The organism is Acinetobacter sp. NIPH 542 (assembly GCF_000369825.1).
Lineage (GTDB): Bacteria > Pseudomonadota > Gammaproteobacteria > Pseudomonadales > Moraxellaceae > Acinetobacter > Acinetobacter oleivorans.
This window is the reverse complement of the sequence record NZ_KB850206.1, coordinates 1,027,013-1,049,935: the sequence shown is the minus strand read 5'-3', so window position 1 is coordinate 1,049,935 and position 22,923 is coordinate 1,027,013. Positions and strand designations below refer to the sequence as shown.

Genomic DNA, 22,923 nt, shown 5'->3' with positions numbered 1-22,923 from the left:
CAATTCTACAAATACTGTAAGTAACTCGACTTATACTTCGACTTGTAAATCAACTTGAGGATTATTAAATTTAATCCCATTTTTCAAGTCTTCATACATTTGAGGATTTGCCCACTCTATCTGAATTTGTTCTGAAAAAACAATTCCATCGAGACTTAAAATCCCCATTTGTTCATTTTGAATATCTTCAATAAAGCTTTGTGCATATCCAGTATCAGTCTCATGAACAATAACTGAATAAACCTCAACATCACCTTCCCCATTTTGAGTGATGGTTGATTGTAAAACTTGCTGAGCTAGATAAAAGAAAATACGTGAAAACTGTTCAGCCGAAGGCGAAACAGGTAAAGAAATCCAACGAGCACTAAAAGTCTGACAAGCATCAATGTATTGAGAATCATCTTTTTCCCAAAAACAGATTGCATGATCAAAGCTGTCAATAAGGTCTTTTATTACCCCTTTTAGAAGCCCAAAATCATAAACCATTTGTCCATGATCTAATTTCGAAGCTTTAAGCAATAATTCGACTTTATAACTATGTCCATGAATTGATCGCTTACAACGATCCGATGTACAGTTTCGTACAACATGTGCATTTTCAAACTTAAATAACTTACGAATTAACATGTGCCAAATCGATCATTCCTTCTAGGAACATTATTATAAAGCAAAAGACGAAAACTTCGCACCACTTTTCAATTAGAAACAATTAGCGAAAAGTATGATAAGACTTGTGAAGAAATATTGAAGATAAATATATAGAAAATTTATCTTCATTTTATTTTGTCATTAGAGAAGTTTCTAAATATGACTTTTTAACAACATGATAAAAACAAATAAACTAAAATTTTTCAATCAGTTAAATGGTGACATATTTCTAGAATAAACATAAACCTGCTTATCATTACGCATTAGTGCACTTGTAAATTGTCTTTTCCGATTATTTAGCACGACCTCAATTTGTGCTTGAAAAAAACTCGACTTTACATCTAACAAGCTATTCACTTCAGTTCTCTTTTGAGTGTCGACTGTTGAAAAAGCATTCAATTGCCATAATTCATCAACATTTTGAAAGAATTTTAAATTTTGTTGGCGCATCTGAAGCTCTTTTTCTACCGCCCCTAAATCTAATTTTGGATCAATACTCGCCAAAACTAATGGCGAGGCTGTATTAATATTTACTTTTGTATTTTCAGGTAATGCAGAAATATAGGGAGCAATTAAATCATATTTCTTACCGTCAAACCCTCTTACTAATTTTAGCTCTTCAATACGATGAAATTTAGCATTTGAAGCTAAATAGCTAGGATCAAGACCTTCATAATAACTGCTTTCAGCACCCATAGGCCCAGATGGTTCGTCATCTGGATCTTGCCAATCGATGACTGCTTGACTTAATTCTGCTGGCAAGCCTACACGTACAAGTAATCGCTCAAACCAATTTTTAGCAGCTTCGTTTACCTTACCTTCATTCGTCGTCAAATTGTTTAGGTTAAATTTGCCTGACTCATCCAATAAACGTCCTGATACTGATCCATCTTCTATTGGAAAAGGTGGCATCGGCTGTGCCCATGTTTCTTTTAAATGATCAACGCCACCAGCATTGTTTGCATCTTGAATTAATAATTCAGAAAAAAAAGCCTCTGCACTTTTTGCATAGAGTAATGACTGATTTTGACGCATCAAATAGCCAGTATTTTCCATCGTATTGGTTTGATGCTTTGCAATAGAGGCAGCCAAAATTGTAGCCAAAGCAACCATAATTAGAATAGTGAGCAAAGCAACGCCTTGCTGGCTTTTTTTATAATGCAACACTATCCCACTCCTTTATTGGAGAGCGATAAATCACCTTGATTTAAGCTATAAATCCACTCATAACTTACACCAGCAACTGTGAGTTGTATTTTTATTCCTTTCGGCAACTTTCTAAATTCTTCAGGTTTTGTGGGATCAATATTAATTTCTGGCCACTTTGTCACTTCTTGAGGCGTGAGTACCATAATTTGAAATTGTTCAACTTGGCTTAACAGCGTACTTGATAATGGCTGCTCTCTGTTTGAAGTATTCAAATTACTATACTTAAGACGATAAAGCTTTTTTTGTTCAGGATCATATCGATATTCGATACGCTCAAAAGGTGATAACCCTTGCTTTAAGGGGTCCGTAACACCAGCCTTACTAAAGTGAAGAACTTGATTATCAAGTTCTAAGGCTGGACGTAGTTGCCCGCCTTGATTAGCTGATAAAGGTATAATTTGCAACGTATCACGTAAAATTTGTTGATAAGCATCTTGTAATTCGAATAACTGTACTTCGTGTTGTGCATTACGATCACGGACTTTTAATAAATAATCAAAGATCTTCCAACCCAACAAAGATAGAACAGCAAAAATTGCAATTGCGACTAAAAGCTCAACTAAAGTAAATCCTGAGGCACGAGTTAATCGAGCACTGCTCGATCGTGCCGTAAGACGAGAAACTGTGTTTCGAGTGTGGGAGTCTTTAAAGCAACGCTTTGTCTGAGCGCAAGACGAAGAGCTTTGCTCGAAGTAACCTCTCATCATCTGCTCCGATCGTGCGGCAAGACGAGAAGCTGAACTTCTTGAGCAAAGATATTTATTTTTTATCATTATTTTGCTTTCATTGGATAATTAAAAAATACCAAGTGGGTAATACCATTTTGAACTTTCCCTTTATCAGAATCATATAAGCTAATTTGCAAATCTACTTTCTGAACATTCGGGCTGACTGTAGATTCAGCAGATTTATCAATCTGCCAGGTTTCACCTTGAGAAGTAACTTGCTTACTTTGAGTACCTTGAAGCCATTCTTGATTTATCTCCATTAAGGCAACTTCATTCATAGCCACAAACTGAGCTTTTGTTCTAAGAATTGCATTTGAGGTAGATTGGGTATATTGCATAGCCACTTTAGTTAACGCGACGGCAGCTACCGCAAAAATTGCTAAAGCTACCATTACCTCTAATAGAGTAAAGCCTTTAGATTTCATTTATTTTACCCAAATGATCAATCTGTATTTCTGAACCAATTGGTTTTTGTTCAAAGTAAAACTGTATTTTAACTGTTTTAGCTTCACCATTTCCAAACCAGATTAACTGCGGAGCCTGCCCACCAATTAAATCTGTATTTGTAGCTTTTGAATAGGTTTGACCATCTAGAGGTTGTACTGTAAACGATACATGTTTAGGCAATTGGCGCGTAGTAAATTCTGGGTATTTCTGCCAACGGTTTTTTAAATCTTGGACCTGTAATTTACTCTGATCGTGGTATTCATACAGCTCATAAGAAAATGGAGAAACGTCAGTTTCACTCATAGTAGATAGAGCTAAAACACGAGACTGATCAAGTGACTCTTTACCAATTTTATGTGCATCAAGCAAAAATAACTCTCTTGCTTGCATCGCTTTCTTTTGGTCAACCCCACCTATATTAAGTACAACAAGAGAGGTCATAATCGTCATAATAACAATCACCACCATCACTTCAATGAGGGTAAAACCTTTTTGTGATTTAGGCGGTGATTGAGATTTCATATCGACCTATTAAGCATATTGTTCAACAGTTTGTTTAGGTAAGGCTAATGCCTGATCAATATAAGCCACTCTTAAAGTGTCCCGTGAACCTAAATAGCGTTGGTAAAAACTTGAGTTGAGAATAGCTGCTGCACCATGAGTTAACGACCAAATAGAAGCCAGATAATCTCGAGTTGTCATATTGCTTTGAATCGATTCTAAATAGTGATCTGTCATGCGAATGATAATTCGTAATCGTTGTTTACGCACTTGATAAAGCTCATTAAAAAGGTGATGCACACCTTGAGCTGTAATCGAAAGTTTTTCCTCAATTTGATGAAATAAAACTGTCCGTTCAGGATGGTGTAAATGATGCAGCATAAAAAAGGCCAAATGTTCTGGAAAGGCCTTTTCAGTATCTTGAACCATTTCGAGTAACATACGTTCATTACGAATAATCAACAGCATGTACAATTCATCTTTACTTTGAAAGTGTTTGTACAAAGTTCCTTTTGCCAAATCAAGCTCAGCAGCCAAGACATCAAGTGTCATTCCAGCTTCGCCATTTTCTAGCAATAATTGCTCCGCAACCTGAAATATTAATACTTCTCTTGCTCGGAACTGAGCCTGACGATCCATCTTCACGCAATTACTCTCTTATATAGTTTCTATAATTTAAATCGCTTTTAGCAAGTTCTCAAAATTTTGTGAGGTGATCATTGCAATTTCCTCAACCGATTTATCATATACATCGCTGAGCGCTTTGGCTACATAAGGTACATATTTTGGTTCATTTGTTTTTCCACGGTATGGAACAGGTGCTAAATAAGGGCTATCTGTTTCAATTAAAAGCCGATCTAATGGCACTTGTTTAGCTACATCACGCAAGTCTTGTGCATTTTTAAATGACACAATACCTGAAAAAGAAATGTAATAACCACAATCCAAAACAGCCTTTGCTGTTTCCCAGTCTTCGGTAAAACAATGCAAAATTCCATGGGTGGAGTTTTCAGCACGAATAATATCTACCGTATCATGCTTTGCTGAACGCGTATGAACGACAACTGGTTTTTTTACAGTTTTCGAAGCTTGAATATGTCTTGCGAAACATGCCTTTTGCTCTTCAACAAAATCTGTACTGTGATAGTAGTCCAGTCCAGTTTCACCCAGAGCCCATACTTTTTTCGACTGAGCCAATTCAATCAAGTACTCGGTCGTGGCACGAGCCATTGTATCGGCATCTTCGCAAGGATGAACACCTACTGTATAACCAACGTCTTCATGTCTCTTTGCAATCTCTGCTAGTGCAATGTGGTCATCAAGATCAACGGATATTGCCATAAATTTAGACACACCTTCTGCTCGCGCTGCTGCAAGCGCAAGGTCCAGATCGCCGTTATAAGGCGTTAAATCTAACATCGTTAAATGGCAATGCGTATCAACAAACACTTTTCTATCCTATTTGATTACATGGTATAACTTGGACGATCTAGAGACATACTACCAGCCAAAACTCTTTCTGCCTCAGCTTTATAGTAAATTCCCTTATCTCCACTTAATTGAATAGCAAAACCTTGAGGTTTAAATCCACTCTGCTTGTGCGATATCCAAATCACCTTACCCGTAAGAGGAATTTTTTGAGACTGCTCAGGCAAAGTAGCTAAAATGAAAATTTCTTGTCCCATTTTTACTTTTTGTTTTGATGGTACAAATAAGCCTCCACCTTGCACATATCCCATATAGCTTGCTTGTAAAGTAGCTCTATCAGGAATATTTACCTGAATAATCCCCCCCATTTGCGGCTGCATAATCTTCCCCTTAAACATTCATTAACGTTATAAACAATTGATCTATAATAAGTTGACTTTGTACATTTTGCTCAACCAGCTTTTTTGCTTGTTGTAGTTCACTATAAATATTGAATAAGCTTTCTAAATCGTAATATGGACTTAATTGATCAAAATCTAAATCTGTATTTTTCTGCGGTTGATTTAGCTTGACACAAATTAAATCTCCCAACAAGTACTCAAAAAGTACGATAAAATCACTAAAACTTAATTCTTTTTGCCATTTTCCTGAGAAAAATAAAGGCATATTTTTTTGAGCTACAATTTTTAGCCAGTCATTTAAGAAAATCTGTCGTTTAGTAAACCAATCACTTTTTGCAATTTCTATAGCTTGTAAAGGCATATCATTAGATAGACCAAGCAATAAATCAGGTTGTACTTCTGCAATTTCAGATAAATGCTCATTCAAATATGAAGTAGCCTGCTCATATGAAATGCGATCTAAAGCAAAGTGCTGCAATCGGCTACGAATAGTGGCTGGTAATTTAAGGTAGTGATCGGCCAATAAAATTAAAACAACACGCTCACCTGGTTCTTCCAAGGTTTTTAATAGCGCATTTGAAGATGCCAAGTTTAGAGCTTCAGCAGGTTCAATAAGAATAACACGCCAACCCTCTCCTGTTTGTTGCACAAAAGGCAGCAAATCTCGAATCTTTTCGATTTTTATTTTTGCATTTTGCTTTTTATTTTCTTCATCTGTTGTGATATGCACATAATTGGGATGAGTATCCGATTTTAACCATTGGCAGCTGCTACACTCACCACAAGCACCATGAGGCTGCTTATTTAGACAAAGCACCCAAGCCAAGAAATGCTTAGCAAATGCATGTTTCCCACAGCCTTCCTTGCCATAAAATAACAGGCCATGTCCAATATTGGGAAACCTTGTTGTTAAGGTATCCCATGTTGTTTTCTGCCAAGGATAAACCTTTGAAGTTACATTCGGATTCATTAAAAATTAACGCTTATTCAAAAGATTCGACTGGCATATTATTTAAGCGATCAAGATCAGCTTGAGTATCCACACCGGGTGGTAAATTTGCTTGAGCAACAGCAATCGCAATACGATGTCCATTTTCTAAAACACGTAATTGTTCAAGACTTTCTAATTTTTCAAGCTTACCCATATCCCAGGTCACATATTCTTGCAATAAGCTCACTCGATACGCATATAAACCTAAATGACGAAATGCTTGTGTATGTAAAGTCGGTTCATTATCTTTAGCCCCATCCCGATCATAAGGAATAGTTGCTCGGCTAAAATATAAAGCTTCATTTTGTTTAGACATGACTACTTTTACAATGCTATCGCGCTGAAACTCATCTAAGGTATGAATAGGCTCGCACAACGTCGACATTGAACAATTTGGTTTATCAACCAAAAGTTTTGCAACTTGCTTAACAAGTTGGGCTGGCAATAAAGGTTCATCTCCCTGAACATTTACAATAATGTCATTAGCATCCCAACCTTTAATACGCGCAACTTCACTTAATCGGTCTGTTCCTGATGGATGATCAGGACTTGTAAGAACAACATCTACACCATCTGCACGGCAAATCTCAGCAATACGTTCATCATCTGTTGCCACACATAGATCATCAAAACCTTCAACTTTTTTGGCTTGATCGACTACACGTAAAATCATAGGACGGTCATGAATAAGCAACAATGGTTTACCTGGCAAACGCGAACTTGAAAAGCGTGCTGGAATGACGATGTGTTTCATTTTTTCTTCCTAAGATAATTGGATATCAAGTTGTTGCAGTTGCTGCTTTAAAACCTGATAACACTCTACAGACAGGATAGCTTTAACAGGAACAACCCAAATAGGCTGTTTAAATTCTGGATATTTTTCAAGCAATGGTAATAATTTAACTGCATCTTTTTCAGTTGTAATAAGTGGCAGTTCATCATTAAAAATTAAATCATCGATTGAGTAATCATGATGGTCACGAAACGCATGTTCTTGAAATTGTTTCAGGCCTAAATCTTTAAGTGTTTGATAAAAACGCTGTGGAAAGCCAATACCCACTACAGCATGATAATTACTTTGAGGATTAAAACTGTGTTCGACTGTTGATGAAGAATTGAGTAAATATGGCTGTCCAGTCTCAAGATGCATATTTAACTCTGTAGTTGGTTTATATGCATGTTCAATTACTGTTCCAGTTTCTAAACGCTCAACTGGCTCTCTCAAATATCCTTCAGGTAATAGTTTTTGATTTCCTAAGCCTCGATTTTGATCGAGTACAATCCACTCGATTTGTCGTCCCAGTGCCCAATGCTGCAAACCATCATCACTAATAATTAAATCTACTGATGTTGATGCTAATAAAAGTTCTATTGCAGCCTGCCTATTAGGCCCCACTGCCATTGGTACACTTGTCGATTGAACAATTAATGCAGGCTCATCTCCAACCTGAGTTGCTTGAGCACCTGAAGTAACCAACATTGGAAAAGGACCTATACCACCATACCCGCGGCTAATGACCCCAACTTTGACATTATGCTGTTGTAGATAATTCACCAGTTGTATTAATAATGGGGTTTTGCCACTTCCACCCACAGTAATATTACCAATCACCATGACAGGTACAGGTGCCTTATAAACTTTCTTTAAACCCGCAGTATAAAAATTACGATTTAATAGAAATCCAGCACGATACAAACAAGATAATGGACGTAAAGCAATCAACCAACTTGATTGCTTATTCCATGCATTCTGGATCAGCTGGGCCAATGACATGCTTAGTTATCCTCAAAATTACGCTGATGTAATTGATAATAAGCACCATGTTTCTCAAGAAGCTCTTTATGAGTACCTTGCTCAACGATTCGCCCTTGATCCATCACTACAATACTGTCAGCATTTTCAATTGTTGATAAACGGTGTGCAATAACGATCGTTGTACGGTCTTGCATCGCTTCATCAAATGCTTGCTGAATAAAATGTTCAGATTCATTATCGAGAGCACTTGTAGCTTCATCTAAAATTAGAATTGGAGCATTCTTTAAGATTGCTCGAGCAATTGCAATTCGTTGACGCTGACCACCAGACAGATTTAAACCTTGTGCGCCTAAAACAGTGTCATAACCGTTTGGCAAATTCATAATGAAGTCATGTGCATAGGCTGCTTTTGCCGCTGCATAGATTTTTTCATCTGATGCACCTTCCAACTGACCATATGCGATATTTTCACGAACAGTACGGTTAAACAAAATAACCTGTTGATTTACCATTGCAATTTGTGTGCGCAGACAAGAAAGTTCAATATCATTAATTGGCAAATCATCTAAATAAATTTGTCCACTCGATACTTCTTGAAAACGTACCAACATATTCACTAATGAACTTTTACCAGCTCCTGAACGACCAACCAATGCCACTGTTTGACCCGGGAGAATATCTAAAGAAAAATCTTTAATAGCTGCTACGCCATCAGCATAATTTAATGTCACATGATCAAAACGGATTGCCCCATTTAATTTAGGTTTCAATTGACCGTTATTTTGCTCTTCAGGTAAATCTAGTAATTCAAAAACAGAATGAGCTGCTGCTAAGCCACGTTGTAACTTTTCATTAACATCAGTCAAGCTTTTAACTGGTTTTGCTAATAGGCCAGCTGCGGTAAGATAAGCAACAAATTCACCAGCACTAGTATTACCTAAAATCTGAGGACGTAAAGCTAACCATACAATAAGGGCCATAGCACAAGCCATTACTACCTGAACAACTGGGCTATTCAGGTTTTGCACAATCACCATTTTTAAACCACGTTTTAAGTTCTCTTCCGATGACTTATAGAAACGTTTTTGTTCAGATTCTTCACCAGCAAAAGTTTTTACTACAGCATTACCATTAATACTTTCTTGGACAACATGGTTCACATCACCCATCGTATCTTGAACTTGTAACGAAAGCTTTCGCATACGTTTCGAAGCTTTACGTACCAATACACCAATTACTGGTAAAAACACAAAAACGCATAAGGTAAGACGCCAATTGGTATAGAACAGATAGCCTAATAGTCCAATAGTAATCATCCCATCCCTAACAATGGTTCTTAATGATTCTGAAGAAGCAGCTGTTAGCTGTTCAACGTTATACATAATTTTGGCAGTAATATGGCCAGATGAGTTATCTAAGTAATATTGTGCTGGGAGTCTTAAAAGTTTGGCGTAAACTTCCTGACGAATACTAAAAACTAAACTACGGGAAATCACAGCAGTATAGTAGCCGCCCATAAATAGGCCTAAGCCGCGGAAGAATACTAATAAAATAATTAATAACGGGAACCAATCCAAATCTGCTCTACTGCTGTTTTGGATTGCATCAATAATAAATTTAATCAATTTAGCAACGGAAACTTCTGTTGCTGAGTTAATACCGAACCCGATAAGTACTAATAAGGCCACGCCCCAATAAGGTTTTAAATAGGCTAAGAGACGCGTATAAACCTTAAAATCTTGATTCACTCAGAAAAACCTCTAGAAGGAACTTTGGTACTAATATTGATGTTAACAAAACCGAGTTGTCCTGCCACATCCATAACGCGAATTACATCCTGATGAGATGCTTTGGCATCCGCAGCAATGATGAACATAAAGTCACGGTGCTCTTGAGCAACTTGCTTAATTGCAGTACTCAGATCAGCAACCTCTTTAGATGAAAGCGCTTGACCATTCACAGCATAATGACCAGCAGAGTCTACCACGACTTCAATTTTATGATCGTACTGTTTTGGTGGAACACCTTGTGCATCTGGTAATGTTAAATTGATGCGACTTGGCTGATTAAAAGTGGTCGACAGCAATAAAAAAACCAAAATGAACAACAAACAGTCAATCATAGGCGTTAAATTGATATGAATGTCTTCAACTTGAGAACGTTTAAACTTCATTTGGCGTCCACCTCTTAACCAACACGGCGGTGTTCAGCTACAGACGAAGAACGCTTATAGAACAATGAAGCATGAAACAAGGTCGATTGCTGTTCTAATTCAGCAATATAATCTTGTACTACTCTTTGGAAATAGCGATAAGCAATTAGAGCAGGAATTGCAATTAACATTCCAACAGCCGTGGTAATTAATGCTTTAGAGATACCAGGGATCATTAAACTTGGACTACCAGCCGATCCAAAATCAATCACAAGAAATGACTCAATAATTCCCACCACAGTGCCAAGCAATCCGAGTAACGGCGCTACAGCACTTAAAGTGCCCAAGAAATTAATATTTTTTTCTAAATAGGAAATTTCTTGAGAAGCTGCAACTTCCATTTGCGCGCGAGCAAATTGCTCACCATGTTCGCGATGCTCAAAGCCTGCTTTTAAAATGTGTCCCAATGCACTATTTTGCACTTCTACATTTTGTTCTAAACTTTCCACTATATCTTCAGCTCTTAAAGAGCACTTACCGCTTAATGCTTCGGGTAGAACTTGTGAACGTCTTAACCGAACAAAACGTTCAATACTGATCGCAACAGTTAAAATTGAGCATAGAATTAAAGGCAGCATCAACCAGCCACCCGCTCTCACAAGTTCCCACATATGTTCTTCCCCAAGAATATAAAATTAGAAATACATGACCCAACTGCAAATTATTCTGGCAAGCAAATATTTAAAATGCCATCTAACTCATCCAAGGTATGATAATGAATAACAAGTTTACCCTTACCTTTTTGGTTATGATCAATTTTTACATTAGCGCCAAAACGCTCTGATAATTTTTGTGTCAATTGCTCAATATCTGGTGCTACAGGCGCTTTTTCCTTTTCCTGTTTAGGCTCACTTCTATCACGCACCAATTGCTCTGTTTGACGAACGGACAATCCTTTCTCGATTACAATTTTAGCAACTTCTAATTGATCTTTACCTTTCAATGTCAAAATTGCTCGAGCATGCCCCATATCAAGCTGCCCTTGCTGCATAAAATCTTTAATATCATCAGCTAAACTCAATAAGCGCAGTAGATTACTGACAGTAGTACGTGCTTTACCAACTGTGTCAGCGATTTCCTGATGACTCAAACCAAATTCATCATGAAAGCGCTGTAGAGCTATTGCTTGATCAATTGGATTTAAATCTTGACGCTGAATGTTTTCGATTAACGCTAATGCAATTGCAACCTGATCATTTAAGTCACGAACAATTGCAGGAATTTCAGTTAAGCCTGCAAGTTGAGCTGCACGCCAACGACGCTCACCCGCAATGATTTCATATGGATGTGTTTCATCATCAACTGGACGGATTACAATAGGCTGCATCACGCCATGTTTTTCAATAGAAGATGCTAACTCTTGTAAATCATGCTCATGAATAAAACGACGTGGTTGATATTCACCACGTTTCAGTAAATTCACATCAATTTGCTTTAACTGTCCGTGGTCTAATGCCTGTGCTTCCAGTTGTAGTTTTTCTTTTTGAATTGAACCAAGTAATGCATCTAAACCACGTCCTTTAGCCAACCCGCGTTTTTTGATGCTCATACTTTACTTCCTTTCTTCACTTTACTTCTCTTTAACATCTCAGCTGCAAGATTTAAGTATGCAACTGCACCTTTAGAACTTTTTTCGAAATAGATAACAGGCAACCCGTGTGCTGGTGCTTCTGCTAAGCGAACATTTCGTGGAACAACAGTATCATAAAGTTTCTTGCCAAAATATTGCTCTAGTTCTGCAGACACATCACGTGTTAAAGCATTTCGTGCATCGTACATCGTACGTAATACACCAATAATTTCTAAATCAGGATTGAGTGCTTTTTGAATACGATCAATAGTCTGAGTTAAATCAGCCAAACCCTCTAGCGCATAATATTCGCATTGCATTGGAATAATTACACTATCTACAGCCGCCAAAGCATTAACAGTAATCAAACTCAAGCTTGGAGCACAATCCACAATGATATAGTCAAATGAGTTTCTGATTTCATTCAAAGCGTTCTTTAGAATGAATTCACGACCTTCCTGCTCTGCGATAGCGAGCTCTACACCTGAAAGCTCACGATTAGAGCCTAGAACTTTATATCCAACTTCTGCTTTTTGAATGGCTGTTTCAATTGGAACTTCGCCAAGAAGAACATCTGTAATTGAATACAAAAGATCGTTCTTTTGAATACCAGACCCCATCGTAGCATTACCTTGTGAGTCCATATCTACAAGTAATACACGTTTTTTTAATACAGCTAGAGACGCTGCAAGATTTACTGCAGTCGTTGTTTTACCAACACCACCCTTTTGGTTTGCAATCGCAATAATTTGAGCCATGGTAACCTTAATACTTTTTATTTAGATACGTTGAAGTAAAAGTAAATGACGTTGTTCATCAAGTCTTGGTACGCGCAGTTCAATCACTTTACATGAAAAGTTCTGCTTGAGCTGCTCAATTTCCTCAACTGGCACTACACCTTTCATCGCTGCGATTATACTGCTCTGATGAAGATATGGCTGAGCTGCATCTACAAAGTCCGTTAAAGAAGCAAAAGCTCGACTTGTTATGACGTCAAACTGGCCAAGCTCATCAATTGTATCTTGATTCTCAACACGTGTTTGCACTGCCACAACGTTACTCAATTTAAGATCAGCAATAAATTGCTTCAAAAAACGAATTTTTTTACCATTAGAATCTAAAAGAACACATTGGCGTTGTGGCTGACAAAGAGCAATAATCATGCCAGGCATACCACCACCTGTACCCACATCAAGTAGTCTACCTTCAGGTAAGTCATTTAAAATACTTAGACTATCCAACAAATGCTTCACTAACATTTCTTTCGGATCACGAATTGCTGTCAGATTATATGCTTTGTTCCAAAGTACCAAAGCATCTTGATACTTTAACAATAATGCCAAAGCTTCATCGCTAAGCGATAAACCTAATTTTTGACTACCCTGTTGTAACTCTTGAAAAAACGGATGCATAAACAGATAACATCTAAGTAAAATTTAAAACAAAGTATACCCATTTATGCATCGTGGAACACTAGTTAACGATTAGGGATTACACACTTAATCGTAGAAGCCTTCACGAATTTGCAAATCTAGCTCCAATAAACGCTCAGGCGTTCCCACATCGACCCATGCACCTTTAAGCTTTTCACCAGATATTTTTTGATTGTGCATGGCTTGCTTCAACAGTGGAGCTAAAGGACGTTTACCAGGTTCCAATCCATCAAAAAGCTTAGGATGGATAACAGACACACCACTAAAAGTGAGATTCTCACCTGTCACATCTTGATCGAATGTAAAAGCGCGTCCATCGAATAATGTAAAGTCGCCTTCAGGGTGCTGTTTAGGGTTATCAACCAATACAAGATGAGCTAAATCATCATTTAACTTAATATGACGTAGGGCTTCAAAATCCATTGTGGTCCATACATCTCCATTCACCAGAATAAACGGATCTGTTCCAAGCAGTGGCAAAGCATTAATAATTCCACCCGCTGTTTCTAGCCCCTCATCCTCTCGTGTCCAACGGATATCTACACCAAATTGAGAGCCATCGCCTAAGCTACCGATGAGTTTATCGGCCAACCATGCAGAATTGATGACAATTTCGGTCACACCAATTTTCTTAAGCTTTTCAATATGCCACACAATTAGCGGCTTACCGCCTACCTCAAGCAGAGGCTTTGGTGTATATAGCGTAAGTGGACGCATACGATTACCCAAGCCAGCAGCAAGAATCATTGCTTTCATTATGCTGCCACCTCATAGCTACCATATTTCTCGATAAATTTAGGCATCACTGTGTTATTTATAAATACCATAAATTCTTCAAGTTCAGCGTAACCACAACTTTCTTCGAGTAAATACCACATGACTCGCGGCAAGTCTTTTAAGTATCCAGACTTACCATCACGCTCAAACAAACGAACAAAAATGCCAAGAATTTTAATATGGCGCTGAATAGCCATTAAATCTGCATCACGCTTAAATTGCTCAAAACTGCGGTTCTGCTTGGCAGACTCAGGCAATAAGTCATAAAAGGTTCTAAACCATTGATAAACATGCTCAGCATTCCATTGAACATATGCATCACGAGTAATCGAAATTAAATCATATGTATCAGCACCAATAACAGCATCTTGGAAGTCGATTACTCCAAGCTCTAGTTCATTTTCAATTTTCATCAGATTACGACTGTGAAAATCTCGATGTACAATAACTTGCGGTTGGGCTACTGCGGCACGAGCCAAGAAATCAAATGCATCATCAATCGTTTTTTTCTGCTCAGCAGTTGGCTGGATAGCAAGCGATGGCAACATCCAGTCTGTAAGCAACAGCATTTCCGACATTAATTTTTCGTAGGAATAAGCTGGAAACTGGTTAGTCCCATCAATAGATTGCAATTGAATAAGTTGTTTAAAACTTTGTTCATAGTATTTATCGACTGTTTCATCATTTAATAATGTAGACAATAGCACATCACCAAAATCTTCCAATAACAGAAAACCTTGAGCCAAATCTTTCGCGACGATCTGAGGTACGCGTACACCATGGCCTGCAAAAAATTCGTCAATGGTCACAAACGGAACACAGTCTTCTTTTTCTGGAGGGGCATCCATGAGCATATACGTTTTATTTTGTAACTGGATACGCGCATAACGTCGGAAGCTTGCATCACCTGCTAAAAAAGCGATCTTAAATTGATCATTTTTAAGAACAGATGTAAGCCATGTATATATCAATTGTTCACGTTGTGTATTCATTTGCAATAAAATCTAAAACAAGCTGAGATTTTTGAAGGGTTAAGTGTAGCCACTTATAAACTTTTTCTCTATGATGCGACAATAATTAATTGTGAATTAGCATACTTGGTTAATGAGACAATGAAGCATCAGTTTAAATTTAATCCTTTAGCGACAGCTATTTTTACGCTCTTATGTGGCTCCATACAATCAAGTTATGCTGAGTCAGCTGATGTTGTCTCCAATATAGACAATAATCAACTTAAAGCGAGCATCAAAGAAGCCTACCCGGGTCAAGAATTCTTTCAACAGTACTATGTTGATAAATCTGCACCTGAGGCCCAGCTTCGTGACAATAAATATTTAAGCTCGGCATTTTGCCAAGGTACTTGGGTTACACCGATTAACCCACAGACCAAAGCCGTAGATGCCGATAAGACGACTTCTGTCGTTACGGCTAATTATGGACATTATAATCCTGCCGGCGACTCGGTTTTAGAAGGCGATGTCGTTATTGATCAGGAAGGACGCACAGTTCGTGCTGACAAGGTTACGATTGATAAGACCCAAACCTTTGCACACGCACAAGGCCGAGTACAACTCGCTCAAGGTGGGTTGCTTTCACAGAGTGACGAAATTAATTACAACCTAAAAAACCAGACTGGTAATTTAGAAAATAGTTTTTATATTTCTGAACAGCAACATGCTCATGGTCATGCAGGGAAAATCGAAAGAACATCACCAAATGTGATGGTTCTTAACGATGCCACCTACTCGACTTGTCCACCGGGTCAAAAACCTGGTTGGAAAATTCAAGCAAATAAAATTGAGTTAAATCAGGAAACTGGACGTGGTACAACCCATGGAACAAAACTATATGTTAAAGATGTTCCAGTTCTAGCAATTCCCTACTTTAACTTCCCAATTGATGATCGCCGAACTACAGGTATTCTTAATCCACAGTTTGGTTTCTCAAACGATGGTGGTGTTGAGCTTTCTGTTCCGGTTTATTTAAACCTTGCTCCTAACTATGATCTGACACTTACTCCACGATATTTAGCAGATCGCGGTGCAATGTTAAAAGGTGACTTTAGATATTTAACCGATGGCTTTGGTGCGGGCGAGATGTGGGGTGGCATGTTGCCATCTGATAAAGAATATGATGATAAAGATCGTAAAGATTTCCATTTCTTACATAACTGGAATATCAACGATCAATGGTCGACCAATCTAGAATACAACTACGCTTCAGATAAAGACTATTTCTCAGATTTAGATAGCAGTCCTAACTCTAAAACAGACTTAAACTTACGTAGAGCATGGGAACTTAACTATCAACACGGGATTCCGGGTTTAAAAGCTCAGCTTAAAGTCGAAGATTTCCAGACACTTGACCCTGACATTGCAGATGTTGATAAGCCTTATGCGCGCTTGCCACAATTCTTATTGAATTATGTCACAGGTAATCCATTAGGTTTACAATACGAATTTAATAACGATACTGCATACTTCAAGAAATCAATTAATGATGATTCTGCTCAGGAAAGTAGCGGTACACGTATCTACAACCAGTTTGCGACACGCTACAACTACCGCACACCAGCTGCATTTGTAATCCCTGAAGTTTCAGTACGTTCTATTCAAACATTCTACGATAAAGACAGTATCGCATCTCAAGGTCTGGATGGCGGTTCTGAAAATAAATCAGTCGTTGTACCTCAATTCACATTGGATACTGGACTGAATTTTGAACGTGAGGGCAAGTACCTACAAACACTTACCCCTCGTGCGTTTTATGCATATGCTCCATACAAAAACCAAGACAACTATCCAAATTTTGACTCAACTTCAGCATCAGTAAGTTACGATCAATTATTTAACCCTTACCGCTTCTACGGACATGACCGTCTTGAAGACAACAACTTTCTATCACTTGGCGTAAGCTATAGCCTTTTTGACACAGTCGGCTTAGAGCGTTTACGTGCAAGTGTTGGTCAAAGTTATTATTTTGAAGATCGTCGTGTGACATTAAAGCAACAAGATGAGATTGATACTGAAAGTAACACTGGTCCAGTTGTAAGTTTAACAAGCCAGTTAAACCAAAACTTCACCATTGCTGCCAACTCAGCATGGATGTCTAATGGTGACAATGCTCAGCGTGATTTCCAAGTTTATTATACTGGAGATAAAGGAAACCTATATAACTTAGGCTATTTCTACCGTAAAGACATTGCAGGACGTCAAGATACTTACGATCAGGTTGTTGCATCGTTTATACAACCAGTTAAAGATAATTGGCGTATTATGGGCCACGTACAATATGACATGGACAATGATGTTGCCCGCGAGATATTACTAGGGGTTAACTATGAGTCATGTTGCTGGGGCATTTCTGTCTATGGTCGCTCATACTATAACGATCTAGATGATCCAAAATCTCCAGATGTTAGTGAAAAACGTGCCATTATGGCCGAAATTACGCTAAAAGGTTTAGGTGGTTTAAACAATAAACTCGCGTCTTTACTTGAAAATCGCGTTTTAGGTTTTAACAAAATTAATCAATCTTGGACACAACGTTAATGAAGACAAAGCATCTTAAACAGTTTTTTAAAGCAACTACCCTTGCTGCCCTAATCTCTTCATCAATGCATAGTTTTGCCCAACCCGCTGATGAAGTTGTGGCAATTGTGGACAATAGCGTAATTTTAAAAAGTGATCTTCAACAAGGAATGGCTGAAGCCGTTCACGAACTACAAGCACAAAAAAAAGAGGTTCCACCTCAGCAATATTTACAATTTCAGGTGTTAGATCAACTCATCTTGCGTGAGGCACAACTTGAACAAGTTAAAAAATATGGCATCAAACCTGATGAAAAAAGCTTAAATGAAGCAGTCTTAAAAGTAGCAAGTCAATCTGGAAGTAAAAGTTTAGAAGCTTTCCAGCAAAAGTTGGATGCTATGGCACCAGGAACTTATGAAAGTTTACGTGGCCGAATCGCTGAGGATTTAGCGATTAGCCGTTTGCGCCAACAACAAGTCATGTCCCGTATTAAAATTAGTGACCAAGACGTAGAAAACTTCTTGAAATCACCTCAGGGACAAGCTGCTTTAGGCAACCAAGCACACGTAATTCATATGCGTATTACTGGTGATAATCCGCAGGAAGTTCAATCTGTAGCTCAAGAAGTACGTTCGAAGCTTGCACAAAGTAATGATATAAACGCATTGAAAAAGCTTTCAACTGCAAATGCAAAAGTGGATGGGGCTGACATGGGATTCCGCCCACTTTCAGATATTCCTGCCGAGCTTGCAGCCCGTATTACCCCATTACAAGAAGGTCAAACAACCGACTTAATTTCAGTACGTGATGGTGTACATGTTTTAAAGCTTATTGAACGTAAACAAAATGAGCAAAAAGCTTTAGTACCTCAATATCAAACTCGCCATATTCTTATTCAACCGTCTGAAGTGGTTAGCCTTGATAATGCCAAGCAAATTATTGACAACATCTATAAGCGCTTAAAAGCTGGCGATGATTTTGCAACTATTGCAGCGACCTATTCAAATGATACAGGTTCAGCGCGTGATGGCGGTAGCTTAGGTTGGGTAACTCCAGGCATGATGGTGCCTGAATTTGACAAAAAAATGCAGGAAATTCCTGTAGGTGAAATCAGCGAACCATTCCAAACTCAATTTGGCTGGCACATTTTACAAGTAACTGAAAAACGTGAAAAAGATATGACTCATGAATATCAAGAGCGTATGGCACGTCAAATTTTAGGTGAACGTCAATTTAATACTGAAATCGACAGCTGGTTGCGTGAAGTGCGTGCGAATGCTTATGTAGAAATTAAAGATCCAAGTCTAGACAAAAAGAACTTACAAAAGTAAGTCTTTTGTCTTCATTAAAACCTGCATTCATCGCAGGTTTTTTTTATGAATAAAATTCACTTAATAAAAAAACCGGTTATAAATAACCGGTTTTTTTAAATTAAACCCTAACGGGAATTATTTATAACGATCAACCATTTTCTCTAAAGAAATTGGACGAATCTTGTCAGCATTTCCAGCTGTACCAAATGCTTCATAACGATCGATACAAATTTGCTTCATTGTATCAACTGTTTTAGCAAAGTATTTGCGTGGATCAAACTCAGATGGATTCTCTGCCAAAAATTGACGAATCGCACCAGTTGAAGCTAAACGTAAATCAGTATCAATGTTGATTTTACGTACACCGTGTTTGATTGCTTCTACAAGCTGCTCGACAGGTACGCCATAAGTTTCGCCAATATTACCGCCAAACTCATTGATTACCTTTAACCATTCTTGCGGAACAGAACTCGAACCATGCATTACAAGGTGAGTATTTGGTAATGCCGCATGAATTTCCTTAATGCGGTCAATTGCCAAGATATCGCCTGTAGGTGGACGCGTAAATTTATACGCACCGTGTGAAGTACCAACTGCAATTGCCAGTGCATCAACATTTGTATCAGCAACGAACTGAGTCGCTTCTTCAACAGAAGTTAAAAGTTGTGAGTGGTCTAGCACACCTTCTGCGCCAACACCATCTTCTTCACCAGCCATACCAGTTTCAAGGCTACCTAGGCAGCCAATCTCACCTTCGACAGAAACACCACATGCGTGTGCTAAAGCAACAACATTACGAGTTACATCAACGTTGTATTCGTAAGATGTAGGTGTTTTACCATCTACACCTAATGAACCGTCCATCATTACCGAGCTAAAGCCAAGCTGAATTGAACGCTGACAGATATCAGGGCTTGTACCATGATCTTGGTGCATTACCACTGGAATATGTGGCCATTCTTCAATTGCAGCCAAAATAAGATGGCGTAAGAATGGAGCGCCTGCATATTTGCGAGCTCCAGCTGATGCTTGAACAATTACAGGTGAATTGGTTGCATCCGCGGCAAGCATGATTGCGCGCATTTGTTCTAAGTTATTTACGTTAAATGCTGGTACGCCGTAGTTATGTTCAGCAGCGTGATCCAAGAGCTGGCGCATTGAAATGAGTGCCATAATATCCTCCCAGGTAGTGCGGGTTATTCTACCCTTTCATTTATTTCAATTCAGCAACAAATCACAGTATTTCAAAAAAAATCCCCGCAAATGCAGGGATTTTTTAACAAAAAACAACAAATTAATGTGTTTCTGAAGCAGCAGCCTCACTTGATGCACTACCTTCACCCACATCAGTATTCTTTTCATTTAAAACTGGCTTATCAATCGCATCAATTGCTGCTTGTTGCTCAGGCGTTACTTTTTCAGAAACAGCAGTAGAAGCTGCCGATTCTTGTCCAGCCTGAGTTGCTTCATCTTTCTTAGCACAAGCAGTCAACATCATCGGTACAATTAACACAGCAGCAAATGTAAGCTTTAAATTCATCACTATTGTCCACAGTTGGTGATTTAATGCTCGCTATTTTATTGCAGATATATGACAGTTTAATGACCTATCCATGAAAAAAGGGACTGGTAACCCAATCCCTTCTTGTTTTTAGATAACAGTATTAAGCACGCTCAAGTAAAACTGCAACTGCTGGCAAAGTCTTTCCTTCAACAAACTCAAGGAATGCACCACCACCTGTAGAAATATAACCAATTTGATCAGCAACGTTATATTTATCAATCGCAGCTAAAGTATCTCCACCACCAGCAATAGAGAAACCAGCAGATTCAGCAACAGCAAGCGAAAGCGCTTTCGTACCTTCACCAAACTGATCAACTTCAAATACGCCTACAGGACCATTCCAAAGAATCGTTTTTGACGTTGTTAAAATATTTGCAAATACTTTAGCTGTTTCTGGGCCAACATCTAAAATCATGTCGTTTGATGTTACATCTTCTACTTTCTTCACAACTGCTTGCGCTGCTGCTAAAGAACCCAAGAAATCTTCAAAATTAATTTGTGAAGCATCCGCAACTACCACATCTGTAGGAAGTGGAACACTTACTTTAGCTGCAATTTGTTTTGCAGTTTCAACCAAGTCAGCTTCGTATAGTGACTTACCAACATTGAAACCAGCAGCTGCCAAGAATGTATTTGCAATACCCCCACCAACAATAAGTTGATCACAAATACTAGAAAGTGAGTTTAAAACATCAAGTTTAGTTGAAACTTTAGAACCTGCAACAATTGCAACCATTGGTTTTTCAGGAGTTTGCATTGCACGGCCTAGTGCATCTAACTCAGCTGCCAATAAAGGGCCAGCTGCCGCTACAGGAGCAAAACGAGCTACACCTTCAGTAGACGCTTCAGCACGGTGAGCAGTACCAAATGCATCCATTACAAATACATCGCATAATGCAGCATATTTTTGTGCAAGCTCTGGATTATTTTTCTTTTCGCCATGGTTAAATCGTACATTCTCAAGCAATACAACTTGACCAGCTTCAACTTCTACGCCATCTAGGTAATCTGTTAACAATTTAACTTCTTGACCCAATACTTCTGTTAAATAAGCAGCGACTGGTGCAAGTGATTGTTCCGGCTTTGGTTCACCCTCAACAGGACGACCTAGATGTGAAAATACCATCACTGCTGCGCCTTTTTCTAAAGCACCCTTGATAGTTGGTAATGCTGCACGTAAACGAGCATCACTAGTAATCACACCATTTTTGACAGGAACGTTTAAATCTTCACGAATAAGGACGCGTTTACCTGTTAAGTTAAGGTCAGTCATACGCTGAAAATTCATGTAAAGCTCTCTTTATGATTTTAAAAACGCGCCAATTTTAAATGATTACATCAAAAAAGGTTAGTTTTTTTGCATAAAAGCTGTAGAAAGCCTGAGTTTTGATTATGATAGAGATAGTCATTTGATATTTCATCCATTATGTCTATTCATCCAGATCCACAAATCAATCGTTTAAATGTTTTAGGGGAACCTTTAGCAAGCTGTTGTTTCGACCCTATTACTGGCTATTTTAGAAATGGCTTCTGCCACACGGCAGTAACAGACCTTGGTCAGCATACCGTATGTGCGCAAATGACCTCTGATTTCTTAAATTTTTCACAAAAAATAGGTAATGATCTTATTACCCCATTACCAGAAGTGGATTTCCCTGGCCTAAAACCCGGTGATTTCTGGTGTATCTGTGTAACCCGTTGGGTTGAAGCATATCAAGCAGGTCAAGCACCTCCTATCAAAATACATGCATGTCACCAAGCTGTTTTAAGCTATGTGCCTTTAGATGTTTTAATGGAATTTGCAGTGTAATGGTTCAACCACAAATTATTTTGGCATCAAGTAGTCAAACGCGCAAAGCCTTAATGGATCGCTTAGGGATTAACTATATCTGTGTGAGTCCTGATATTGATGAGAGCCCTCGCAATGAAACCCATGCCGATGAACTTGCGAAAAGGCTAGCTTTCACAAAAGCTCAAGTGGTTGCTGCACAAAACCCACATGCAATTATTATTGGTTCCGATCAAGTCGCATGGCGAGAACATGCCCCTAACGACTTTATTGGTAAACCAATGACCACTGAAAATGCCAAAATACAGTTAGCAGAAAACTCAGGTCGAACTGTCTTCTTTAGTACGGCACTCAGTGTGCAATGGCTTGATGGGAATTTTGAGCAAACGCTTGTTGAACATTATCAAGTTAAATTTCGAACTCTAACTCAAGCTGAAATTGAACGATATATTGCATTAGATCAACCACTCCATTGTGCTGGTAGCTTTAAGTGTGAAAGTTTAGGAATTAGTTTATTCGAGAAAATGACAGGCCTAGATCAGACCACACTTATGGGTTTACCTATGATTCAACTTTGCCATATTTTAAGGCAGCTTGGTCTACAAATTCCTTAATTTTAGATGTTT

The 22,923-nt window shown here is 38.3% G+C and carries 26 protein-coding genes; 4 read left to right on the top strand and 22 right to left on the bottom strand.

All coding sequences use genetic code 11. The features are described 5' to 3' along the window. Nucleotides 1-30: 30 nt before the first annotated feature. The 19 genes from F886_RS10485 to F886_RS10395 all read right to left on the bottom strand — a co-directional run bounded on the left by F886_RS10485 (nucleotide 31) and on the right by F886_RS10395 (nucleotide 15,093). Nucleotides 31-627 (bottom strand): 6-pyruvoyl trahydropterin synthase family protein, encoded by a 597-nt coding sequence (locus F886_RS10485; RefSeq protein ID WP_004792725.1) that lies wholly within the window; start codon nucleotides 625-627, stop codon nucleotides 31-33. Nucleotides 628-855: 228 nt separating this feature from the next. Further along, entirely contained in the window at nucleotides 856-1,815 is a 960-nt protein-coding gene (gene gspK, locus F886_RS10480) for a type II secretion system minor pseudopilin GspK (RefSeq protein ID WP_005304719.1), read from the bottom strand. Beyond that, entirely contained in the window at nucleotides 1,815-2,630 is an 816-nt protein-coding gene (gene gspJ / locus F886_RS10475) for a type II secretion system minor pseudopilin GspJ (protein WP_034591082.1), read from the bottom strand. The genes gspK and gspJ overlap by 1 nt, the downstream gene beginning before the upstream one ends. After that, nucleotides 2,630-3,010, bottom strand: a complete 381-nt coding sequence (gene gspI / locus F886_RS10470; protein WP_004792732.1) for a type II secretion system minor pseudopilin GspI — start codon at nucleotides 3,008-3,010, stop codon at nucleotides 2,630-2,632. Before gspI ends, gspJ begins: the two co-directional genes overlap by 1 nt. Beyond that, nucleotides 3,000-3,554, bottom strand: coding sequence for a type II secretion system protein (locus tag F886_RS10465; protein WP_005304714.1), 555 nt, complete (start codon nucleotides 3,552-3,554; stop codon nucleotides 3,000-3,002). The genes gspI and F886_RS10465 overlap by 11 nt, the downstream gene beginning before the upstream one ends. Nucleotides 3,555-3,563: 9 nt before the next feature. After that, on the bottom strand, nucleotides 3,564-4,172 hold the full coding sequence (locus F886_RS10460) for a TetR/AcrR family transcriptional regulator (RefSeq protein ID WP_034591080.1): 609 nt from the start codon (nucleotides 4,170-4,172) through the stop codon (nucleotides 3,564-3,566). 36 nt (nucleotides 4,173-4,208) lie between these two features. After that, nucleotides 4,209-4,982, bottom strand: a complete 774-nt coding sequence (locus F886_RS10455; protein ID WP_004792737.1) for a TatD family hydrolase — start codon at nucleotides 4,980-4,982, stop codon at nucleotides 4,209-4,211. A gap of 17 nt (nucleotides 4,983-4,999) precedes the next feature. Continuing rightward, complete coding sequence (locus tag F886_RS10450; RefSeq protein ID WP_003651467.1) at nucleotides 5,000-5,341, bottom strand: PilZ domain-containing protein; 342 nt, start codon at nucleotides 5,339-5,341, stop codon at nucleotides 5,000-5,002. A 10-nt stretch (nucleotides 5,342-5,351) separates the two neighbouring features. Beyond that, nucleotides 5,352-6,332 carry a DNA polymerase III, delta' subunit gene (locus tag F886_RS10445; RefSeq protein WP_005304709.1) on the bottom strand — a complete coding sequence of 327 codons (981 nt, stop codon included), beginning with the start codon at nucleotides 6,330-6,332 and terminating at the stop codon, nucleotides 5,352-5,354. A gap of 13 nt (nucleotides 6,333-6,345) precedes the next feature. Then, a complete protein-coding gene (gene kdsB / locus F886_RS10440; RefSeq protein WP_005304705.1) occupies nucleotides 6,346-7,107 on the bottom strand; it encodes a 3-deoxy-manno-octulosonate cytidylyltransferase in 762 nt (253 codons plus the stop codon). Nucleotides 7,108-7,116: 9 nt separating this feature from the next. Then, complete coding sequence (gene lpxK / locus F886_RS10435) at nucleotides 7,117-8,127, bottom strand: tetraacyldisaccharide 4'-kinase (protein ID WP_005304702.1); 1,011 nt, start codon at nucleotides 8,125-8,127, stop codon at nucleotides 7,117-7,119. Nucleotides 8,128-8,129: 2 nt separating this feature from the next. Continuing rightward, entirely contained in the window at nucleotides 8,130-9,857 is a 1,728-nt protein-coding gene (gene msbA, locus F886_RS10430) for a lipid A export permease/ATP-binding protein MsbA (RefSeq protein WP_005304699.1), read from the bottom strand. Next, nucleotides 9,854-10,282 (bottom strand): ExbD/TolR family protein, encoded by a 429-nt coding sequence (locus F886_RS10425; protein WP_004642621.1) that lies wholly within the window; start codon nucleotides 10,280-10,282, stop codon nucleotides 9,854-9,856. The genes msbA and F886_RS10425 overlap by 4 nt, the downstream gene beginning before the upstream one ends. Before the next feature lie 14 nt (nucleotides 10,283-10,296). Further along, nucleotides 10,297-10,932: a MotA/TolQ/ExbB proton channel family protein gene (locus tag F886_RS10420; protein WP_005304696.1), complete on the bottom strand. Its 636-nt coding sequence runs from the start codon at nucleotides 10,930-10,932 to the stop codon at nucleotides 10,297-10,299. Nucleotides 10,933-10,982: 50 nt separating this feature from the next. Beyond that, entirely contained in the window at nucleotides 10,983-11,870 is an 888-nt protein-coding gene (locus tag F886_RS10415; protein ID WP_005304694.1) for a ParB/RepB/Spo0J family partition protein, read from the bottom strand. Beyond that, the gene (locus F886_RS10410; protein ID WP_003651453.1) at nucleotides 11,867-12,649 is read right to left on the bottom strand and encodes a ParA family protein; all 783 of its coding nucleotides are present in this window, start codon (nucleotides 12,647-12,649) and stop codon (nucleotides 11,867-11,869) included. The genes F886_RS10415 and F886_RS10410 overlap by 4 nt, the downstream gene beginning before the upstream one ends. Before the next feature lie 21 nt (nucleotides 12,650-12,670). Then, on the bottom strand, nucleotides 12,671-13,303 hold the full coding sequence (rsmG, locus tag F886_RS10405; RefSeq protein WP_005304691.1) for a 16S rRNA (guanine(527)-N(7))-methyltransferase RsmG: 633 nt from the start codon (nucleotides 13,301-13,303) through the stop codon (nucleotides 12,671-12,673). Nucleotides 13,304-13,390: 87 nt separating this feature from the next. Beyond that, the gene (gene murU, locus F886_RS10400) at nucleotides 13,391-14,080 is read right to left on the bottom strand and encodes an N-acetylmuramate alpha-1-phosphate uridylyltransferase MurU (protein ID WP_005304688.1); all 690 of its coding nucleotides are present in this window, start codon (nucleotides 14,078-14,080) and stop codon (nucleotides 13,391-13,393) included. Continuing rightward, the gene (locus F886_RS10395) at nucleotides 14,080-15,093 is read right to left on the bottom strand and encodes an aminoglycoside phosphotransferase family protein (RefSeq protein ID WP_005304685.1); all 1,014 of its coding nucleotides are present in this window, start codon (nucleotides 15,091-15,093) and stop codon (nucleotides 14,080-14,082) included. The genes murU and F886_RS10395 overlap by 1 nt, the downstream gene beginning before the upstream one ends. A 120-nt stretch (nucleotides 15,094-15,213) precedes the next feature. Between F886_RS10395 and F886_RS10390 the strand changes: the two genes are divergently transcribed. Beyond that, nucleotides 15,214-17,652, top strand: a complete 2,439-nt coding sequence (locus tag F886_RS10390; protein ID WP_005304682.1) for an LPS-assembly protein LptD — start codon at nucleotides 15,214-15,216, stop codon at nucleotides 17,650-17,652. Next, the gene (locus tag F886_RS10385) at nucleotides 17,652-18,962 is read left to right on the top strand and encodes a peptidylprolyl isomerase (RefSeq protein WP_005304680.1); all 1,311 of its coding nucleotides are present in this window, start codon (nucleotides 17,652-17,654) and stop codon (nucleotides 18,960-18,962) included. Before F886_RS10390 ends, F886_RS10385 begins: the two co-directional genes overlap by 1 nt. A gap of 117 nt (nucleotides 18,963-19,079) precedes the next feature. Here the strand turns inward: F886_RS10385 and fba are convergent, their stop codons facing one another. The 3 genes from fba to F886_RS10370 form a co-directional block, all read right to left on the bottom strand. Further along, a complete protein-coding gene (gene fba, locus F886_RS10380) occupies nucleotides 19,080-20,117 on the bottom strand; it encodes a class II fructose-bisphosphate aldolase (protein ID WP_005304678.1) in 1,038 nt (345 codons plus the stop codon). 121 nt (nucleotides 20,118-20,238) lie between these two features. Continuing rightward, the gene (locus tag F886_RS10375; protein WP_005304676.1) at nucleotides 20,239-20,484 is read right to left on the bottom strand and encodes a hypothetical protein; all 246 of its coding nucleotides are present in this window, start codon (nucleotides 20,482-20,484) and stop codon (nucleotides 20,239-20,241) included. Between the two features lie 124 nt (nucleotides 20,485-20,608). Further along, complete coding sequence (locus F886_RS10370; RefSeq protein WP_005304675.1) at nucleotides 20,609-21,796, bottom strand: phosphoglycerate kinase; 1,188 nt, start codon at nucleotides 21,794-21,796, stop codon at nucleotides 20,609-20,611. A 138-nt stretch (nucleotides 21,797-21,934) separates the two neighbouring features. Between F886_RS10370 and F886_RS10365 the strand changes: the two genes are divergently transcribed. Continuing rightward, entirely contained in the window at nucleotides 21,935-22,318 is a 384-nt protein-coding gene (locus F886_RS10365) for a DUF2237 family protein (RefSeq protein WP_003651438.1), read from the top strand. Then, the gene (locus F886_RS10360; protein ID WP_005304672.1) at nucleotides 22,318-22,911 is read left to right on the top strand and encodes a Maf family protein; all 594 of its coding nucleotides are present in this window, start codon (nucleotides 22,318-22,320) and stop codon (nucleotides 22,909-22,911) included. The genes F886_RS10365 and F886_RS10360 overlap by 1 nt, the downstream gene beginning before the upstream one ends. Nucleotides 22,912-22,923: the final 12 nt, after the last annotated feature.

Bases quoted from the DNA above. Each gene is read 5' to 3' on its own strand.
- F886_RS10450 (WP_003651467.1), bottom strand. From the start codon at position 5,341: ATGCAGCCGCAAATGGGGGGGATTATTCAGGTAAATATTCCTGATAGA.
- F886_RS10360 (WP_005304672.1), top strand. From the start codon at position 22,318: ATGGTTCAACCACAAATTATTTTGGCATCAAGTAGTCAAACGCGCAAA.
- F886_RS10465 (WP_005304714.1), bottom strand. From the start codon at position 3,554: ATGAAATCTCAATCACCGCCTAAATCACAAAAAGGTTTTACCCTCATT.
- murU (WP_005304688.1), bottom strand. From the start codon at position 14,080: ATGAAAGCAATGATTCTTGCTGCTGGCTTGGGTAATCGTATGCGTCCA.
- F886_RS10385 (WP_005304680.1), top strand. From the start codon at position 17,652: ATGAAGACAAAGCATCTTAAACAGTTTTTTAAAGCAACTACCCTTGCT.
- gspJ (WP_034591082.1), bottom strand. From the start codon at position 2,630: ATGATAAAAAATAAATATCTTTGCTCAAGAAGTTCAGCTTCTCGTCTT.
- F886_RS10390 (WP_005304682.1), top strand. From the start codon at position 15,214: ATGAAGCATCAGTTTAAATTTAATCCTTTAGCGACAGCTATTTTTACG.
- lpxK (WP_005304702.1), bottom strand. From the start codon at position 8,127: ATGTCATTGGCCCAGCTGATCCAGAATGCATGGAATAAGCAATCAAGT.
- F886_RS10410 (WP_003651453.1), bottom strand. From the start codon at position 12,649: ATGGCTCAAATTATTGCGATTGCAAACCAAAAGGGTGGTGTTGGTAAA.
- F886_RS10460 (WP_034591080.1), bottom strand. From the start codon at position 4,172: ATGGATCGTCAGGCTCAGTTCCGAGCAAGAGAAGTATTAATATTTCAG.
- fba (WP_005304678.1), bottom strand. From the start codon at position 20,117: ATGGCACTCATTTCAATGCGCCAGCTCTTGGATCACGCTGCTGAACAT.
- kdsB (WP_005304705.1), bottom strand. From the start codon at position 7,107: ATGAAACACATCGTCATTCCAGCACGCTTTTCAAGTTCGCGTTTGCCA.
- F886_RS10485 (WP_004792725.1), bottom strand. From the start codon at position 627: ATGTTAATTCGTAAGTTATTTAAGTTTGAAAATGCACATGTTGTACGA.
- F886_RS10445 (WP_005304709.1), bottom strand. From the start codon at position 6,332: ATGAATCCGAATGTAACTTCAAAGGTTTATCCTTGGCAGAAAACAACA.
- gspI (WP_004792732.1), bottom strand. From the start codon at position 3,010: ATGAAATCTAAAGGCTTTACTCTATTAGAGGTAATGGTAGCTTTAGCA.
- rsmG (WP_005304691.1), bottom strand. From the start codon at position 13,303: ATGCATCCGTTTTTTCAAGAGTTACAACAGGGTAGTCAAAAATTAGGT.
- F886_RS10370 (WP_005304675.1), bottom strand. From the start codon at position 21,796: ATGAATTTTCAGCGTATGACTGACCTTAACTTAACAGGTAAACGCGTC.
- F886_RS10425 (WP_004642621.1), bottom strand. From the start codon at position 10,282: ATGAAGTTTAAACGTTCTCAAGTTGAAGACATTCATATCAATTTAACG.
- F886_RS10415 (WP_005304694.1), bottom strand. From the start codon at position 11,870: ATGAGCATCAAAAAACGCGGGTTGGCTAAAGGACGTGGTTTAGATGCA.
- F886_RS10365 (WP_003651438.1), top strand. From the start codon at position 21,935: ATGTCTATTCATCCAGATCCACAAATCAATCGTTTAAATGTTTTAGGG.
- F886_RS10375 (WP_005304676.1), bottom strand. From the start codon at position 20,484: ATGAATTTAAAGCTTACATTTGCTGCTGTGTTAATTGTACCGATGATG.
- F886_RS10395 (WP_005304685.1), bottom strand. From the start codon at position 15,093: ATGAATACACAACGTGAACAATTGATATATACATGGCTTACATCTGTT.
- F886_RS10420 (WP_005304696.1), bottom strand. From the start codon at position 10,932: ATGTGGGAACTTGTGAGAGCGGGTGGCTGGTTGATGCTGCCTTTAATT.